We start from the raw sequence: 17,037 nt of genomic DNA, 5'->3' as shown, positions 1-17,037 counted from the left end.
TTTAGGCGCGGTCGGGATGGCGGTCTGGTACGGCTGTGATCAGGACCGCGACTTTCTGTAGGTGCCCGGCGTGGTGCCGAATGTCCTGCGGAAATGCCTTCCCAGATGGCTCTGATCGACGAAGCCCAGTTCGGCGGCGACGCTGGCGGGATCTCCGCCGGCGCGCAGGGCGCGGCGGGCGTGGTTCAGCCGCGCTAGAAGCCTGTAGGTGTGGGGTGGAATGCCCGCCGTCTTCACGAATCTGCGGGTGAAATACTCGCGAGACTGCCCGAGGCCCCTGGCAATGTCGCCGATCGTGCCGGGGGTGCCGGTGAGACAGGCGCCGAAGCTTCGGGAGGCATCCGATCCGGTTGCGACACCGGCTTGCGGGACAGCCTCGCAAGCGGCTTGCCAATGTTCCAGGGTGCCGGCGAGAGAGCGGACCTGCGGTCCGAGATCGAGATCGCCGTAGAGGTTGACGCACCAGCCGTCCGGTCCGGTCGTTGTGCGAAACCGATGCAGCACCCCCGGCGGGATGTAGAGCCCCTGTCCGGGGGCAATGTCGAAGCTGCCATCCGGCGTCTCGAGGCACCTGCGGCCGGCGGTCACGAAGCTGAGCTGCGCGGTTTCGTGGAAATGAAGACGTATATCCGGGACGTCGGCGCTGCGGCAGCGCGCGATTTCGACGTTCTCCTGTCGTCGGTAAGCCCACATTCCGGTCCCGCTCCCCTCCGCCAATCACCCTATCCTAGGCGGGGCCTGCCGCAAGATCGAGCCTGCTCGGCGCGGGGATCGCGCATCGTTGCCGCATATCCGGCCAATGACCGCACGCAACGCCTGGGACCGAAAGTCGCAGACCCCGTTGTGCTCGTTTATATTCAATAAAATCAATGTATTGCCTGGTCTTGATATTCGCGCATGGGTTGCTGTGACGGGCAGGGTAATTTATGCGCGCGGGTTTTGTGGTCTAGTGGCGGCAGCGCAGACGGGATCGGAAACAAGGGGCGGGAGGCCGAGAGTTCGGGGCTCCCCGGAGAGACGATGCAGACGGATCGGGACCATCAGTTTCACGCGCTCTCGGCGGAGGCGACGCTCAAGGCGGTCCAAAGCCGTGTCGAAGGCTTGAGGTCCGAGGAGGCCGCGCGCCGGCTGGACGAGTTCGGAGCAAACCAGCTTCCCGAGGGGCCGCGGCGCAGCGCATTGCTGCACTTCCTCTCGCACTTTCACAACGTGCTGATCTACGTGCTCATCGGCGCTGCGGTGGTCACAGCCGCGCTGGGACACATGATCGACACCGGCGTGATCCTCGCGGTGGTGGTGGTGAACGCGGTGATCGGCTTCGTGCAGGAAGGTCGGGCCGAACAGGCGATGGAGGCAATCCGCGGCATGCTCGCGCCGCATTCCTCGGTGCTGCGCGAAGGGCGCCGGCACAATGTCGATGCCGCCGATCTTGTGCAGGGCGATATCGTTCTCGTCGAGGCGGGGGACCGGGTGCCGGCCGATCTGCGCCTGCTCGAGGCGCGGGGGCTCAAGGCGGAAGAGGCGATTCTCACGGGCGAATCCGTTCCTGTCGACAAGTCGGCACGCCCGGTCGCGTCGGACGCGGCGCTCGGAGACCGGACCTCAATGCTCTTCAGCGGCACCTTCGTGGCGACGGGAACGGGTAAGGGCGTTGTTACCGCGACCGGCGGGCGCACGCAGATCGGCCGGATCAGCGGCATGCTCAGTGACGTGGAAACGCTGACCACACCGCTTGTGCGGCAGATGGATGTGTTCGCGCGCTGGCTGACGATCTTCATCCTGCTGGTGGCGGCAAGCCTGCTTCTCTATGGGTCGGTCGCGGGACGGATGCCGTTCGCCGAACTCTTCATGGCGGTGGTCGGACTTTCGGTCGCGGCGATCCCGGAAGGATTGCCGGCTGTCCTCACGATCACGCTGGCGGTCGGCGTCCAGTCGATGGCGCGGCGCAACGCCATCGTCCGCCGCCTGCCGGCGATCGAAACGCTCGGCTCGGTCTCGGTGATCTGCTCCGACAAGACGGGAACGCTCACCCGCAACGAGATGATGGCGGCGGCGCTTGCCACCTCCGGGCACGTCTTTTCCGTCGCCGGCGAAGGCTATGCGCCAAAGGGGGCGGTGCGGCTGGCGGAGGCAGAGGCTGATCCGGCCGAGCATTCGGTCCTGATCGAGTTCGCGCAGGTCGCCTGCCTGTGCAATGACGCAGTTTTGCGGGAAGAGGAAGACGGCTGGCGCGTCGAGGGCGACCCGATGGAAGGCGCGCTCATGGCGCTCGCCGGCAAGATCACCCGCACGGATGCAGCGGTTGTTGGCGACTGGTCGCGTGCCGACGTGATCCCCTTCGACGCGGCGCACCGCTACATGGCCGTGCTGCACCAGGGCAGTGGCGGGCGTGCCGCCATTCACGCCAAGGGCGCGCCCGAGACTTTGCTGGCTCTTTGCCGCGACCAGCGCGTGGACGGTGGCGGGGTCGAGCCGCTCGATCATGCCTATTGGTACGCGATGGTCGAGCAGCTTGCCTCGCAGGGGTTGCGCGTGCTCGCGGTGGCGCTGCGAGAGGTCGATGAGGAGCACGCGGGCCTGAAAGGCGCCGATCTGGACGGTCACCTGACGCTGATCGGCCTGATCGGGCTCATCGATCCGCCGCGTGCGGAAGCGGCGGAGGCCGTCGCCGAATGCCGCTCCGCCGGCATCCGGGTGAAGATGATCACCGGCGATCACGCCGCCACCGCGCGCGCCATCGGCGCACGGATCGGGCTGGAGAATTCCGTCCAGGTGCTGACCGGCGCAGACATCGAGGCGATGGACCAGGCGGCGCTCGCCGAGGCGGTTCTCGGGATCGATATCTTTGCCCGCACGTCGCCTGCCCACAAGCTGCGCCTCGTCACGGCGCTACAATCGCAGGGGCTAACCGTGGCGATGACGGGCGACGGGGTCAACGACGCGCCGGCGCTGAAGCGGGCTGACGCGGGAATCGCCATGGGGCGCAAGGGCAGCGAGGCCGCCAAGGAGGCGGCGGAACTGGTTCTGGCGGATGACAATTTCGTCTCGATCACCGCCGCCGTGCGCGAGGGACGAACCGTCTACGACAATATCAAGAAGGTGATCAGCTGGACGCTGCCGACCAATGCGGGAGAGGCCATGACCATCGTCGTGGCGCTGTTCGCGGGTCTGACCCTGCCCATCACCGCCGTGCAGATCCTGTGGGTCAATCTCATTACGGCGGTAACGCTGGGGCTGGCGCTGGCATTCGAGCCGAGCGAGCCGGGCACCATGCGCCGGCCACCGCGCCCACGCGACGAGCCGCTGCTGAACGGGGCGCTGATCTGGCATGTGGCGCTGGTCTCGGTTCTGTTCCTGCTCGCGGTCTTCGGCATCTACGCCTATGCGACGGGGCGGAACCATTCGCCGGAGCTGGCGCGGACCATGGCGATGAACATGCTGGTGGTGCTGGAGATCTTCCACCTGTTCTTCATCCGCAACATTCACGGAACGTCGCTGACCTGGGCGGCGGCGCGCGGCACACCGGTCGTCTGGGCTTGCGTGGCGGCTGTGACCACGGCGCAATTCGCGATCACCTACCTGCCGCCGTTGCAGGCCGTGTTCGGGACCGAGGCGGTGCCCTTCGCCGAGGGGCTTCTCATCGTCGCAGTCGGCGTCGTGTTCTTCATGCTGATCGAGGCGGAAAAGCAAATGCGCCTTGCCTTGGGGCCGACCGCGAGTGACCGTCGCCGCTAGCTGCCCGGTTATGCCGGGTGGCTGCGGATGACCTCCAGGAAGGCGTCGCCGTAGCGTTCGAGCTTCGACTGACCGACGCCGGAAACGCCGAGCATGTCCTCGTGGCTTGCCGGGCGCTCCATCGCCAGGGCGACGAGTGTCGTGTCGGGAAAGACGACATAGGGCGGCACCGAGGCCTCCCGGGCAATGGACATGCGGGCGGCCCGAAGCGCCTCGAACAGCTCCAGGTCATCGCCTTCCAGCGCCGATTTTGCGCTTTCGGAGCGGGAGGACGACGCCTTGCCCTTTGTCGGCCTGTCCTTGCGAAAGAGAACCGGGCGCTCGTGGCGAAAGACGGCGCGCGCCTCGGGCTCCAGGCGCAAGGCGCCGAAGGCGGCATGGTCAACGCTGACCAGGCCGGCGGCCAGCAACTGGCGGTAAACCGACTGCCAGGTCTTTGTCGGAATATCCTTTCCGACGCCGAAAACGGGCATGTCGGTATGGCCGAAACGGGTGGTCTTGTCGTTGACCTCGCCACGCAGGACACTGATCAGGTGGCCTGTGCCGAAGCGCTCGCCGGTGCGATAGACGGCGGCCAGTGCCTTGATGGCGGCTTCGGTGCCATCCCAGGTTTCCACGGGCTTGAGGCAGGTGTCGCAATTGCCGCAGTTGCCGGCGTGCGTCTCGCCGAAATGGGCGAGGATTGCTTGGCGCCGGCAGCCGGGGGTCTCGCAGATGGCGAGCAATGCGTTCAGCTTGGCGCGTTCGACGCGCTTGACGTCGTCGCTGGAGGATCCGCCATCGATCATCCGACCGCGCTGGATGACATCGGCCATCCCGTAGGCCATCCAGACGTCGGAGGGCAGGCCGTCGCGCCCGGCGCGCCCGGTTTCCTGATAATAGGCCTCGACGGAGCCGGGCAGGTCGAGATGCGCGACGTAGCGCACGTTCGGCTTGTCGATGCCCATGCCGAAGGCGACCGTGGCGACGAGGCAGAGCCCTTCTTCCTTCAGGAAGGCGTCCTGGTGGGCGTCGCGCATCGCCCGGTCCATGCCGGCATGATAGGCGTGCGCCCGGATCCCTTGGGCGTTCAGCCAGTCGGCGGTTTCCTCGACCTTGGCACGCGAGAGGCAGTAGACGATGCCGCTCGAGCCCTTGTGGCGCGAGAGGAAGCGCAGAAGCTGCTGGCGCGGCTGGTCACGCTCGACGATCTCATAGGCGATGTTGGGGCGGTCGAAGGACGTGGTGAACACCTCGGCCGAGCGCAGGGCTAGCCGATCGATGAGATCGTCGCGGGTGTGCGGATCGGCGGTCGCCGTCAGCGCCATACGCGGAACGCCGGGATAGCGTTCGGCGAGATGGCCGAGCTCCCGGTATTCGGGGCGGAAGTCATGCCCCCATTGCGACACGCAATGGGCCTCGTCGATGGCGAATAGCGCGATCCGGGACTGGCCGATCATGTCCTTGAAAGCCGGAGTGACGATGCGCTCCGGCGTGACATAGAGAAGGTCGAGCTCACCGGCGGCGAGCGCCTGGCGGACGTCGAGGAATTCCTCGCGGGTCAGCGAGGAGTTGAGCGCGGCGGCGCGCACGCCAAGCTGGCGCAGTGCCTCCACCTGGTCGCGCATCAGCGCGATCAGCGGCGAGACGACGATGCCGACGCCGGGGCGGCAGAGCGCGGGAATCTGGAAGCACAGCGACTTGCCGGCGCCTGTCGGGAACAACACGACGGCGTCGCCGCCGGCAATCACGCGCTCGACGACGGCTGCCTGCTTGCCCCGGAAGGCATCGTAGCCATAAACGCGGCTGAGGACGGCAAGCGGATCGGGCGCGGCTGGCGAGGCGGAACGGCTATCGGCGGTGTCTTGGACGTGCAGCATGGAATCGCTTTCGTGGAAAGGCGAGGGCAACGTGCCACACTTCCGCCCTCCGCCGCGAGCCCCTGTGGGCAAATGGCCGAAAGCGTTGCAATTCACCGGGGGGCGGGCGCGAGGGCGGCGATCTCCGCGCGCAACCTCGGGGCTGCGAAATCCAGGAAGTGGCGCATCTTGAGCGGCATCTGTCCGCGCGGCACGTGCACGAGGCTCACCGGAGAGGGGGGCGGCTCGAACTCGGCGAGCACGATCGCGAGCCTGCCGGCCTCTACTGATTCCGCCACCTGATAGTAGAACAGCCTGGCGAAACCGACGCCTGCCTCCGTCGCGTTGACGGCAGCCTGCGCCGTTGTCACGGACAGGCGGCGGCGCAGCGCGATCTCTGTGGCTGCGCCGGCCGAGCTTGCGTGGAACGACCAGTGAAGCGACGGGCCCTCGAAGGCAACGCCCGGCATTCCCGTCAGGTCTTCCGGTCGCCGGGGAACGCCATGGGCGGCAAGGAAGGCGGGACTTGCGCAGATGACGCTTCGGAGTGCACCGACACGGGTCGCGATCATGGCGCTGTCGGACAAGGCGCCTACCCGGACCGCCATGTCGACATGGTCGTCGAGCAGATGGATCGTGCGATCAGACAGAACCAGGCGGATGTCGATCTCGGGAAACAGCGAGAGAAATCGCGTCACTGTCGGCAGAACGTGGAGCTGGCCGAAGAGGATCGGCGCGGTGACAACGAGCTCCCCCTTCGGAGCGACGAACTCGCCCGCGGCTTCCCGTTCTGCCTCCTCGACCTGCTCGAGGATGCGGCGGGCGGCCGCGATATAGGAGACGCCGGCGTCCGTGAGCGTCAGCTTGCGTGTCGTGCGGATGAGGAGTTGTGTACCGAGAAGGGTCTCCAGCTCGGAGAGCTTGCGGCTGATCGTGGTCACGGGCACCCGCAGCGCCCGGCCGGCAGCCGACAGGCTGCCATGCTCGATCACCGCGAGCAGCAGGGACATGGCTTCGAAACGGTCCATTCGTCTTTCCGGTATCTGGCAAGATGATCGCCAAATCTAGTTGATTATCTCTTTGAGCGGGAGAGGGCATGTTCCCCTCAAGCGAGCCAGTCTCTGGCCGACCTGATCAAGGAGGACCTCATGCCCCGTATCGCCATCCCCATGCATGACGACCCGTCGCACGCCTCTCGTCCAGTGCTGGACGCGATCCGAGACAATCTCGGCTTCGTACCGAACGTGTTTCGCCTCATCGCCAACAGTCCCGAGGTTCTGACCTGCTTTGCAGCCTTTCAGGCCGGGCTCGCCGGAACGCTCGGGGCGAAGACGCGCGCGCGGATCGCGCTCGCCGTCGCCCAGGTGAACGGCAGCGACTATTGCCTGTCCGCGCACAGCTATCTCGGGCTCAATCGGGCGGGGCTCAGCGCGGAGGAGATCAAGCTCAATCGTCATGGGACTTCCGGCGACACCCGCGCCCATGCGGCCGTGGATTTTGCCGCGAAGGTGGCGCGAGAGCGCGGTCGCGTCAGCGGTATCGACATCGCCAGGGTGCGCGAGGCCGGCTTCTCTGATGCCGAGGTCGTCGAGATCGTCGCGCTGGTTGCCGAGAACGTCTTCACGAACTTCCTCAACGAGGTGGCGCGGACGGAGATCGACTTTCCCGTCGTCGCGGCCTGTGAGGCGGCATGATCGGCTCGAGGTCGGACGCCTGGCATTCCGGCCGCCGTCGTAGCGACACACGAGAAAGGAGAACGCGGATGGGACAAGGGTTTCTCGACATAGCCATCACACCGAGCGTTCGTGCCGCTCAGACCGATATGGGCAGCGAGGGGCTTTGGGAAAACGGGCGGGCGCGGCGCACAGGCGGGCGCCTGTCGGATACGGATGCGGCGTTCATCGAAAGCCGTGACAGCTTCTATATCGCCACGGTCTCGCAGACCGGTTGGCCCTATGTGCAGCATCGCGGCGGGCCGGCCGGCTTTCTCAACGTGCTGGATCCGGGCACGCTCGCCCTGGCCGACTATCGGGGCAACCGGCAGTATATCAGCCTTGGCAATCTCGCGGCCAACGACCGTGCCTGCCTGATCCTCGTCGACTATCCGCAGCGCGCGCGCCTCAAGGTCTATGCGAGGGTTGAGACAGTGGCGATTGACGACAACCCCCAACTTCTGGCGCGTGTTCACATCGAGAGCGAACGGACACGACCGGAACGGATCTTCGTGTTGCGCGTCGAGGCGTTCGACTGGAATTGCCCGCAACACATCACGCCGCGCTTTACCCACGCGGACGTCGCCGATGCGGTCCGCCCCCTCCAGCAGCGGTTGGCCGAGCTGGAAAGTGAAAACGCCAGGCTGCGAGCTATGGCGGGGGCGACCGAAAGCGACTGAGGCAAGCGACCCGCTCGCCGGCTCACCGTCTCGCTGCCGAGCCGTCGCCGGCTCAGCCGCGGGCTGTCAGCCAGCCAAGTGTCTCGTCGGTGGGACGTCCGGGCTTGTACTCGGCGCCGACCGGCGCGCGCCAGCCGATGCTCTCCAGCGTGCGGAACACGTGGCCATAGTCCAACTCGCCGTGGTCGGGCGCGCCCCGGTCGGGCACGGAGGCGATCTGCACGTGCCCGATGGAAGGAAGCAGGCGTGTCAGCCGGTTGGTGATGTCGCCTTCCATGAGCTGCACATGGTAGCAATCGAACATCAGGCGCAGGTTCGGCGCTCCGACCTCGGCGATGATCTCCAGCGCCTGGTCGGTGGTGGAGAGAAAATAGCCCGGCGCGTCGTAGCTGTTGAGCGGCTCGATAAGGATGGTGATGCCCAGCGGCGCCGCCTTCTCGCAGGCATAGGCGAGGTTGGCGCAATAGGCCCGGCGCGCATCATCGCCCTCGGCGAAACCGGCCATGACATGGATGTTTGCGGTGCCGATGGCGCGGGCATAGGCGATCGCTTCATCGATGGCCGCGCGCGCCTCGTCCTCGCGACCGGGAAGGGCGGAAAGTCCGTTTTCGCCGGCCGGGACATCGCCGCGCCGGGTGTTGAGGCCGAGCATCGAAAGCCCCGTTTCGGTGAGCGCCGCTCCGACTTTCGCCGCCGGAACGTCGTAGGGCCAATGACACTCGACCGCATCGAAGCCGGCGGCTCGGGCGGCGCGAATGGCATCGGGGAGGCTTCGGTCGGTCCACAGGAACCCGAGATTGGCCGAGAATTTCATCAGTCGTCCCACTCCACGTTGAATTCCGTCACAAGGGCCCGGACCTGGGTGTCGCTGAGCATGCGCGCGTCGTAGCCGCGCATCAGGATCGCCAGTTTCGCAGTGTCCTCAAGCTCCTCGATGGCGTTGCAGGCGGCCTCCACGTCCTTGCCCGCGACGACGGGGCCGTGGTTTGCCAGCATCACCGCACTGCGCTTGCCGGCAAGCCCGCGCACCGCCTCGCCCATTGCCGGATCGCCCGGCAGAAAGAATGGCAGCAGCTTCACCTTGCCGAGCTTCATGATCGCGTATGGGGTGAGGGGAGGCAGGAAATTGTCTTCGTCGGCCTCGGGCATCAGTGACCAGGCGACCGAGTGGCATGAATGGAGATGCACGACCGCTCCGGTGGCGCCACGTGTTTCGTAGAAGGCCGTGTGCAACGGCATCTCCTTGGTCGGCTTGTCGCCGCCGATCAACCGGCCGTCCGCATCGAAGCGCGACAGGCGCGCGGGATCGAGGCGACCGAAGGAGGTGCCGGTTGGAGACACAAGCAGCCCCCCGTCAGACGTGCGGGCCGAGATGTTGCCGGTCGATCCGCCGGTGAGCCCGCGGTCGAACAGCGATTTCGCCAGCAGGCACATGTCCTCGCGGAGCCTTGCGTCAGCGCTCATGCCCCGGCCTCGAGCTTCGCGAGCGCGTCGGAGAAGAAGTTCTCCTTGCCGAAATTGCCGGATTTCAGCGTGATCGCGATTGCAGCGCCGCGGCTTTCGGCAAAGCACCAGGGTACGCCCGGTGCGATTTCCGCGCCGATCACCAGCTGGTCAACGCCGAGCGCCCTGGTGACGGCACCCGAGGTCTCGCCGCCGGCGATGACGAAGCGGCGGGCGCCGGCCTCGCGCGCGGCCACCGCGAGCGCGGCGAGGGCTTCCTCGACGATCTCGCCGGCACGGGCGACGCCGAGCTTCTGCTGGGCGGCGCGAACCGCGTCTGGCTCCGCCGTTGCGTAGACAAGAGGGGCTTCCTCAAGCGGTTGCTTCGCGAGCCAGGCCAGAGCCGCGTCCGCACCGGTTTCGGCCAGCTCCAGGGGATCGAGCCGGAAGGACGGTGCGCGCTGCTCATAGGCTTTCACCTGAGCGCGCGTCATCGCCGAGCAGCTTCCCGACAGCACGACCGCCTTTGCCTCGAGCCTCGGCTGGGCGGGGCGGGCGAAGTCGCGGGACAGCACGCCGTCCTCCAGGTAGAGGCGAGGCAGGGCCTCGGCCAGTGCGCTGCCGCCGGTCATCAGCGCCATGTCGCGGGCAGCCTCCGCGACGATGGCCAGATCCCCCTCGGCCAGCGCGTCGACCACCACATGGGCAACGCCTTCGCCGGCGAGCGATTTCAGCTCGTCGCGAAGGGCGGCTGCTCCCTTCGCCACGATCCTCCTGTCCGCGAGTCCGACGGGGCGGGTGACCTGCGGCGCCAACAGGCGCATCAGGTTGCTGTCGCGCATCGGTGTCAGCGGATGGTCCTTCATCGGACTTTCGGCGAGTGGCTCGCGACCGACAAAGAGATTGCCCATGAAGACGAAGCGGCCGTTTTCGGGAAATGCCGGACAGTAGATCGTCTGCGGAGTGTCGAGGTCCTTCATCAGCGCCTCGGCGACGGTGCCGATGTTGCCTTCCGGGGTGGAATCGAAGGTCGAGCAGTATTTCCAGAAGAAGCGCTTGGCGCCTGCCTGCTTCAGCCAGGCAAGTGCTGCGCGGCATTCGGCTATGGCCTCGTCCGCCGGCGATGTCCGGCATTTCAGCGCGATCACCTCGAAGGCGGCCGTATCCTCGGGCGGTGTTTCGGGAACGCCCATGCGCAGGCTCACCTTGACGCCGCTGCGGGCAAGGAGGCCGGCAAGGTCGGTGGCGCCGGTGAAATCGTCGGCGATGCAGCCCAGAACCGTGGTCATCGGGATCCGTGTCCTCAAGGATGGGCCCGGAAGCTTCCGACGCGGCGCGGCGCGCGCGCAAGACCGCCTGTCGGCCGGGCATGGAGAAGGGCGGAGGTCAGTCCGCGCCGGGAAGCCGTAGGCCGGAGGCCGCCGCGTAGACCTTGACCACCGCGGCGTCGTCCTCGTTGCCGAGGCCCATGTCGGCCGCGGCGCGGAAGCGGTCGAGCGCGGCACTGGTGACCGGCGCGTCGAAACCGGCCGAGCTGGCGATGTCGAGCACGATGCCGAGGTCCTTGGGCCAGATGTTCACCGAGCTCTTCGGATCGTAGTCGCCTTCGACGATGTGAGGAGCGCGGTTCTCCAGCATCCAGCTCGTGCCGGCGCATTTCGGGATCACGTCCAGGAAGGTCTCCGGCGTGATGCCCTGTGTCATGCCGAAGGCGACAGCCTCGGCCATGGCGGCGATGTGAACGCCGGCCAGGAGCTGGTTCACGGCCTTCATGGCGGAGCCGGCGCCGGCTTTGTCGCCCAGCTCGAATACGGTCTCGGAAATCGCGTCGAGAAAGGGACGGGCGGCGGCAAAGGCGTCGTGTGAGCCAGCCGCCATGATCGACAGCTTGCCGGCCGCAGCCTTCGCCGCGCCGCCCGAGATCGGTGCGTCGAGGTAGTGGACGCCATGCCCGGCGCAGCGCGTCGCCATCTCGCGGGCGAACTCGGGCGAGACCGTCGGGCAGGCGATAACGACGCTGCCGGGTTTCATCGATGGAACGAGCCCCGCATCGCCGAAGAGCACGGTTTCGGCCTGACGCGCGTTGAGAACGACGACAACAAGCGCATCGAGCGTGTCGGCAAGAGGCGCAACCTCGCCCGCGGCTCCGCCCTCGTCCTGGAAGCGGGCGACACGCCCGGCGTCGACGTCGATGCCATGGGTGACGATACCCGCGCGTAGCAGCGATGCGGCGATGCCGTATCCCATCGAACCGAGGCCGACCACGGCCGTTTTCAGTGTCGTCATGAAATCCTCCCGGTTCCGCGCTGCCGCCGTGTCGACGCCTGGCGGCGCATGACGGCTGCGGCCGGTCGCGCGGCTCTCTCCCTTCACGTCCCTTACATCGCGGCAGGCGCGTCCGGCAAGCCGGCTGAGGCGGGATCTTGCGCTAGGGCTGCGAACGACAGGCGCGCGCTACGGCATGCGGCAGGGTGCCCGGCACGCGCAGGAGGCCGTTCTCGCGTCAGGTGGTGGGTTCGATCGGCTGCTCGAATTGCACGCCGAGTTCTGTTCCGGTCCGCCAGCGTACGACCGCGTGGACGTTGATGTCCTCGTTGACGATCTGCAGCAGGAACCGGTCGGGTACGCCGACGGTGCTTGGCAGCTTCAAAAGCGCCCCATCGTCGGACAAATTGCGAACCCTGCAGTCGAAGACACTGATCTGGTTGTCCAGAACGATCTTCCCGCTCTTCAGTGTCCGGTGGCGAGGGCTGCTGCGCCGGTCGATATTGCTCATGTCCAAGGTCCGCGCTTGAAGCGACAACCGGCACTAACTAAAACCGGTTGAACTTAACAATCCACCCCCTTGCGGCTGCAATAAGAACAATTCTTGGCATTTTGTGCAGTCGCGGCATTCCAGGCCCGACTGTGGCCGGCAGGCCTCGGTTTGCGACGGTTGCCGCGGCGCCGCAATAACCTTGACCCGCTTCCGGGCAACAGGCATTCCGTTGGCAGGGCATCCAGCCGAAAGCGAGAGGACCTGCAGTCATGAGCGTGTTGATCATCGGGTTGGTGGTGTTTCTGGGAATCCACCTTCTTCCCGCGTTTCCGGCGCGGCGGGACGCGCTACGCGCGCGGTTCGGCGCCATGCCATACAAGCTTGGCTATTCGGTCATCGCGCTCGCGGGGCTTGTGCTCGTCATCTACGGCTACGGCCTAGCGCGGGCGCAGGGCCCGATCGTTGTCTATGATCCGCCATTCTGGCTGCGTCACCTGGTGATGCTGCTCATGCTTCCGGTCTTCGTGCTTCTGGCCGCCGCCGAAATGCCGGCGGGCCATATCAAGAAGCGGGTCAAGCATCCGATGATTCTCGCCGTCAAGATCTGGGCCTTGTCCCATCTGCTGGTCAACGGCGACGCCGCCTCCCTGCTGCTTTTCGGCGGATTCCTCGCCTGGGGTGTTATCGACCGGATCTCGCTGAAGCGGCGCGGCAACATTGGTGGCGGGGCGGCCACCACGGTTTCCGCCAAATGGGATGTGATCGCCATTGTGGTCGGCCTGGCCATCTACGGGCTCTTCGTCGCCTTCCTGCACCAATGGCTGATCGGCGTGCCGATCATCTGATCGCCGCCGCGCTGCCGGGGGCGGCGCGCGCAGGCGCGCCTCTCCTGCCTCACTTGCGCCACGAAGGAAGGCGAGGGGAGGATCGCGTGCCGGGCGGTCCGGTTTCGCTTGGCCGGCTGCCTGAAAATAGCTTCCTTGCGAGGCGGAAAGGCCGTTTGCCAGTAAAGAGGCAAATGGATATGGTGGCGCCGCGCGGGCGCAAGGCCTCCACATCACAGTCATCGTCAGGAATTTTCAGCGTATGTCGGACATTTTTCGCGAGGTCGACGAGGAGATCAGGCACGAGCGGTATAAGAAGCTCTGGGACCGTTTCGGAGCTTACCTGATCGCAATCGCCGTTCTCATCGTCGTCGGTACGGCCGCCTATCGTGGCTGGCTGTACTGGCAGGAGCAGGCAGCCCAGCAGGCCGGCGACGTCTTCGTCGAAGCGGTGCGACTCGCCGACGACGGGAAATATGTCGAGGCCGAGGCCAAGCTCGCGGAGCTTTCCGACGCAGCTGGCGGCTATCCCGTCCTGGCGCGCATGCGCAACGCGGCGCTGCTCGCGCAGGCCGGCAAGACGGACGAGGCGCTTGCCGCCTATGACGCTTTCGCCGCCGACGGCAAGGCACCGGCGGCCTTCCGGGAAGTGGCGCGGCTTCGGGCCGGATATCTCGCGCTCGACGCGCAGGACTTCGAGGGCGCACGCAGCCGCCTCGAGCCGCTCGACAAGGAAGACGGCGAGTGGCGGCTTCTGGCGCGCGAGGGACTTGCGCTGGCGTCGTGGAAGGCCGGCGATCTCAAGGCGGCGCGCGACTGGGCGGCCGGCATCATCGAGGCCGAGGGCGCACCCAACGACGTGGTGACGCGGGCCCGTACGCTGATCGAGGTGCTCGACGCCACCGAGGGCGCGCCGAAGAAAGAGGCCGATTCGCAATGACGGTATCCACCTTCAAGTGGGCGGCGCTGCTCGCCGGGTCACTGGCGCTCGCAGGCTGCGAGACGGTGTCCGATCTCAATCCTTTTTCCAAGGACACGGTCCTGCCGGGTGAGCGCGAGGCGCTGTTCGACAGCACCGACGCGGCTCGCGAGGCGTCCAGCGGGACGGCATCCATCGGTTCCGCATCGAGCGTGACCTGGACCCAGGGTGCGGGCAACGCCGCCAACGATCCGGGCAACGTGGCCGCCTCTATCACCGGCGGCCGGGCCTGGCGGGCTTCGGTCGGCGGCAGCGGCGGGGGCATGTTCTCCGGTTCGGTGCGCATCGCTGCGCGTCCGGTCACGGACGGCAGCCGCATTTTCATCTACAGCCAGAACGGCGACGTGACGGCGCTTTCCTCCAGCGGCGGACGCCTGTGGCGCCGCTCGCTGCGGCCTGAGGGCGAAAACGACGTCGCATCCGGCGGCGGCGTTGCCGTCGACAACGGCCGTGTTTATGCCGCCACCGGCTATGGCCAGCTTGCCGCTCTCGATGCGGCCAGCGGCGCGGTCTTGTGGAGCAAGGATATCTCGGCGCCCGCGCGTCAGGCCCCGGCAGCCTCCGGCGGCACGGTGTTTGCCGTGACCCAGACCGGCGAGGTGCATGCGCTTGCCCAGGCCGATGGTGAGGAACGCTGGGTCTATGCCGGCATCGCCGAGAGCGCGGGCCTGCTCGCGTTCGCCAATCCGGCCATCGCTGGTGGAACGGTCGTGGTTCCCTTCACCTCCGGCGAGGTGATGGCGCTCGACATCAAGTCCGGCGAGCCGAAGTGGATCGAGGGCGTGACGCGTTCCTATCGCACCCGCGCCGTATCGGGCCTCAGCGACGTGTCGGCAAGCCCCGTCATCTCTGGCGATACGGTCTATGCCTCGGGCATTTCCGGCCGCCTGGTTGCCTCCAGGCTCAAGACCGGCGAACGCCTGTGGGAGCAGGACGTCGGCTCGCAGCACACGCCGATCGTCTCCGGCAATGCAATCTTCCTGATCGACATCGAGAGCCGTCTGGTCGCGATCAATCGCAAGACCGGCGAGCCGCTGTGGCGCACGGTTCTGCCGAATGTGGAAGGCCGCAAGAAGAGCCGTATCAACTGGGCCGGGCCGGTTCTCGCCAATGGCGTCCTGGTCGCGGCCTCGAGCGACGGGCGACTGGCGCGCGTCGATGCGGCTTCGGGCCGGCTTCTCGGGTCGGCCGAGACGTCGGAGGATGTCTATGTGACGCCGATTATCGCCGGTGGGCGGATGGTCGTCATCACGTCCAAGGGCGACGTCGTCGCCTTCAACTGATCGCGTGTCGCCCGGCTTCCGGCCGGGGCGCACCGCCGAACACCCGCATCCCGCGTCGGGCCGGAGCCTGGCGCGGGATGACGTCTTTCTTGCCTGATGTTGCGAAGGTGCTAATGCTTTCGGACATTCGCGTTTTTGGATACTTGATACCGTGACAGCTACCATCGCCATTATCGGACGACCGAACGTCGGCAAGTCCACGCTCTTCAACCGCCTCGTCGGCAAGCGGTTGGCGCTTGTCGACGACACGCCGGGCGTGACGCGCGACCGGCGTGCGGGGGAAGCGCGCCTCGGCGACCTGCGCTTCACCATCCTCGACACCGCCGGACTTGAGGAGGCGGACGCCCGCTCGCTCGAGGGACGGATGCGCGCGCAGACCGACGAGGCCATCCGGGATGCCGACGCGGTTCTGTTCGTCATCGACGCGCGCGCCGGACTTACCCCGAGCGACAAGCATTTCGCCAACATCCTGCGGCGCAGCGACACGCCGGTGATCCTCATCGCCAACAAGGCGGAGGGACGTGCTGGCGAAGGCGGGCTCTACGAGGCCTTCGGCCTCGGCTTCGGCGATCCGATCGCCATGTCGGCGGAGCACGGCGAGGGACTTTCCGATCTCTATGACGCCTTGCTGCCCATCGTGGAGGCGTCCGAGGAAGAGATCCACGCAGGCGCGGAGGCGGTTGCCAATGTGGATGTCGCGGTCGAGGACGAGGACGACGAGGAGGTCAAGGGCCCGGAGGCTGGCAGCATCGGCCGACCGCTGCGCGTCGCCGTCGTCGGCCGGCCGAATGCGGGCAAGTCGACGCTGATCAACCGCATGCTTGGCGAGGACCGTCTGCTAACGGGGCCGGAAGCGGGTATCACGCGCGATTCCATCTCCGTCGAGTGGGTGTGGCAGGACAAGCATGTGAAGCTCTTCGACACCGCCGGCATTCGCCGCAAGGCGCGTGTCCAGGAGAAGCTCGAGAAGCTTTCCGTCGCCGACGCGTTGCGGGCGATCAAGTTCGCCGAAGTGGTGATCGTCACGCTTGACGCGACGATCCCCTTCGAGAAGCAGGACCTGCAGATCATTGATCTTGTCGCCCGCGAGGGGCGCGCGGTCGTCATCGCCATCAACAAGTGGGACCTGATCGAGGACCGCGACGAGTCCATGCAGGTGATTTCTGACGCCAACGAACGCTATCTCAACCAGATCCGCGGCGTGCCGATCATCACAATGTCCGGACTGCACGGGCGGGGTATCGACAAGCTGATGAAGGCGGCGTTCCAGGCGAACGAGATGTGGAACCGGCGCATCTCGACATCACGCCTCAACCGCTGGCTCGATGGTGTGATCACCCATCATCCGCCTCCCGCCGTTTCCGGTCGGCGCATCAAGCTGCGCTACCTCACCCAGGTGAAGGCGCGTCCACCGCATTTCGTCGTGTTCTGTTCGCGTCACGAGGCGCTTCCGGAGAGCTATACCCGCTATCTGGTCAATGGCCTGCGCGAGTATTTCAACATGCCCGGAACACCGATCCGGCTGAGCTACCGAAAGGGCGAAAACCCTTATGCGGAAAAGGCGCGCAAGCGCAAGATCCAGTAATCGGGGTCACGCCGGAATCGGCACAAGAGAAACGGACAGGAAGGGCGCCGCGTCAGATGACGGGCGCCCTTTTCTCGTCTTGCGCGAGGCCTTTTGTGTCATGTGCGGTTGAGGGACGGCACGACCCGCCGCGCAGGGGCGCGTGACACCGAAAAGAAAAGGGGCCGGCATTGCTGCCAGCCCCTTGTCATCTTCCGATT

Annotated in this window: 15 protein-coding genes; 7 read left to right on the top strand and 8 right to left on the bottom strand. The window is 66.4% G+C overall.

Annotation, left to right across the window (positions count from 1 at the left end):
- Nucleotides 1-39: 39 nt before the first annotated feature.
- A complete protein-coding gene (locus tag ACN0WF_RS18005; protein WP_417774144.1) occupies nt 40-693 on the bottom strand; it encodes an AraC family transcriptional regulator in 654 nt (217 codons plus the stop codon).
- A 327-nt stretch (nt 694-1,020) separates the two neighbouring features.
- On the opposite strand from ACN0WF_RS18005, the gene ACN0WF_RS18000 reads away from it, so the two are divergent.
- Nucleotides 1,021-3,735 (top strand): cation-transporting P-type ATPase, encoded by a 2,715-nt coding sequence (locus ACN0WF_RS18000; RefSeq protein ID WP_417774143.1) that lies wholly within the window; start codon nt 1,021-1,023, stop codon nt 3,733-3,735.
- An 8-nt stretch (nt 3,736-3,743) separates the two neighbouring features.
- Here ACN0WF_RS18000 and recQ read toward each other — a convergent pair whose 3' ends face one another.
- Together recQ and ACN0WF_RS17990 are read right to left on the bottom strand one after the other, a co-directional pair.
- Nucleotides 3,744-5,594, bottom strand: a complete 1,851-nt coding sequence (recQ, locus tag ACN0WF_RS17995; protein WP_417774142.1) for a DNA helicase RecQ — start codon at nt 5,592-5,594, stop codon at nt 3,744-3,746.
- Between the two features lie 92 nt (nt 5,595-5,686).
- Nucleotides 5,687-6,601, bottom strand: coding sequence for a LysR family transcriptional regulator (locus tag ACN0WF_RS17990; RefSeq protein ID WP_417774141.1), 915 nt, complete (start codon nt 6,599-6,601; stop codon nt 5,687-5,689).
- 120 nt (nt 6,602-6,721) lie between these two features.
- Between ACN0WF_RS17990 and ACN0WF_RS17985 the strand changes: the two genes are divergently transcribed.
- A complete protein-coding gene (locus ACN0WF_RS17985) occupies nt 6,722-7,267 on the top strand; it encodes a carboxymuconolactone decarboxylase family protein (protein ID WP_417774140.1) in 546 nt (181 codons plus the stop codon).
- A gap of 68 nt (nt 7,268-7,335) precedes the next feature.
- Nucleotides 7,336-7,965, top strand: a complete 630-nt coding sequence (locus ACN0WF_RS17980; protein ID WP_417774139.1) for a pyridoxamine 5'-phosphate oxidase family protein — start codon at nt 7,336-7,338, stop codon at nt 7,963-7,965.
- Nucleotides 7,966-8,017: 52 nt separating this feature from the next.
- Here the strand turns inward: ACN0WF_RS17980 and ACN0WF_RS17975 are convergent, their stop codons facing one another.
- From ACN0WF_RS17975 to ACN0WF_RS17955, 5 genes are all read right to left on the bottom strand, one after another.
- On the bottom strand, nt 8,018-8,779 hold the full coding sequence (locus ACN0WF_RS17975) for a hydroxypyruvate isomerase family protein (RefSeq protein ID WP_417774138.1): 762 nt from the start codon (nt 8,777-8,779) through the stop codon (nt 8,018-8,020).
- Nucleotides 8,779-9,429 (bottom strand): aldolase, encoded by a 651-nt coding sequence (locus ACN0WF_RS17970; protein ID WP_417774137.1) that lies wholly within the window; start codon nt 9,427-9,429, stop codon nt 8,779-8,781. Before ACN0WF_RS17970 ends, ACN0WF_RS17975 begins: the two co-directional genes overlap by 1 nt.
- A complete protein-coding gene (gene otnK / locus ACN0WF_RS17965) occupies nt 9,426-10,697 on the bottom strand; it encodes a 3-oxo-tetronate kinase (protein ID WP_417774136.1) in 1,272 nt (423 codons plus the stop codon). The genes ACN0WF_RS17970 and otnK overlap by 4 nt, the downstream gene beginning before the upstream one ends.
- A gap of 97 nt (nt 10,698-10,794) precedes the next feature.
- Nucleotides 10,795-11,694, bottom strand: coding sequence for an L-threonate dehydrogenase (ltnD, locus tag ACN0WF_RS17960; RefSeq protein WP_417774135.1), 900 nt, complete (start codon nt 11,692-11,694; stop codon nt 10,795-10,797).
- Between the two features lie 217 nt (nt 11,695-11,911).
- Nucleotides 11,912-12,184, bottom strand: a complete 273-nt coding sequence (locus tag ACN0WF_RS17955) for a PilZ domain-containing protein (RefSeq protein ID WP_417774134.1) — start codon at nt 12,182-12,184, stop codon at nt 11,912-11,914.
- A gap of 251 nt (nt 12,185-12,435) precedes the next feature.
- Here ACN0WF_RS17955 and ACN0WF_RS17950 point away from each other — a divergent pair, with 251 nt between their 5' ends.
- From ACN0WF_RS17950 to der, 4 genes are all read left to right on the top strand, one after another.
- Nucleotides 12,436-13,011: an NnrU family protein gene (locus tag ACN0WF_RS17950; RefSeq protein ID WP_417774133.1), complete on the top strand. Its 576-nt coding sequence runs from the start codon at nt 12,436-12,438 to the stop codon at nt 13,009-13,011.
- A gap of 241 nt (nt 13,012-13,252) precedes the next feature.
- The gene (locus tag ACN0WF_RS17945; RefSeq protein ID WP_417774132.1) at nt 13,253-13,930 is read left to right on the top strand and encodes a tetratricopeptide repeat protein; all 678 of its coding nucleotides are present in this window, start codon (nt 13,253-13,255) and stop codon (nt 13,928-13,930) included.
- Nucleotides 13,927-15,252, top strand: a complete 1,326-nt coding sequence (locus ACN0WF_RS17940; protein WP_417774131.1) for a PQQ-binding-like beta-propeller repeat protein — start codon at nt 13,927-13,929, stop codon at nt 15,250-15,252. The genes ACN0WF_RS17945 and ACN0WF_RS17940 overlap by 4 nt, the downstream gene beginning before the upstream one ends.
- A 151-nt stretch (nt 15,253-15,403) precedes the next feature.
- Entirely contained in the window at nt 15,404-16,837 is a 1,434-nt protein-coding gene (der, locus tag ACN0WF_RS17935) for a ribosome biogenesis GTPase Der (protein ID WP_417774130.1), read from the top strand.
- Nucleotides 16,838-17,037: the final 200 nt, after the last annotated feature.

Origin of the sequence: Stappia sp., from assembly GCF_048268045.1 — a bacterium.
GTDB lineage: Bacteria > Pseudomonadota > Alphaproteobacteria > Rhizobiales > Stappiaceae > Stappia.
The sequence above is the reverse complement of the archived record's forward strand: the minus strand, read 5'-3'. Positions and strand labels throughout refer to the sequence as shown.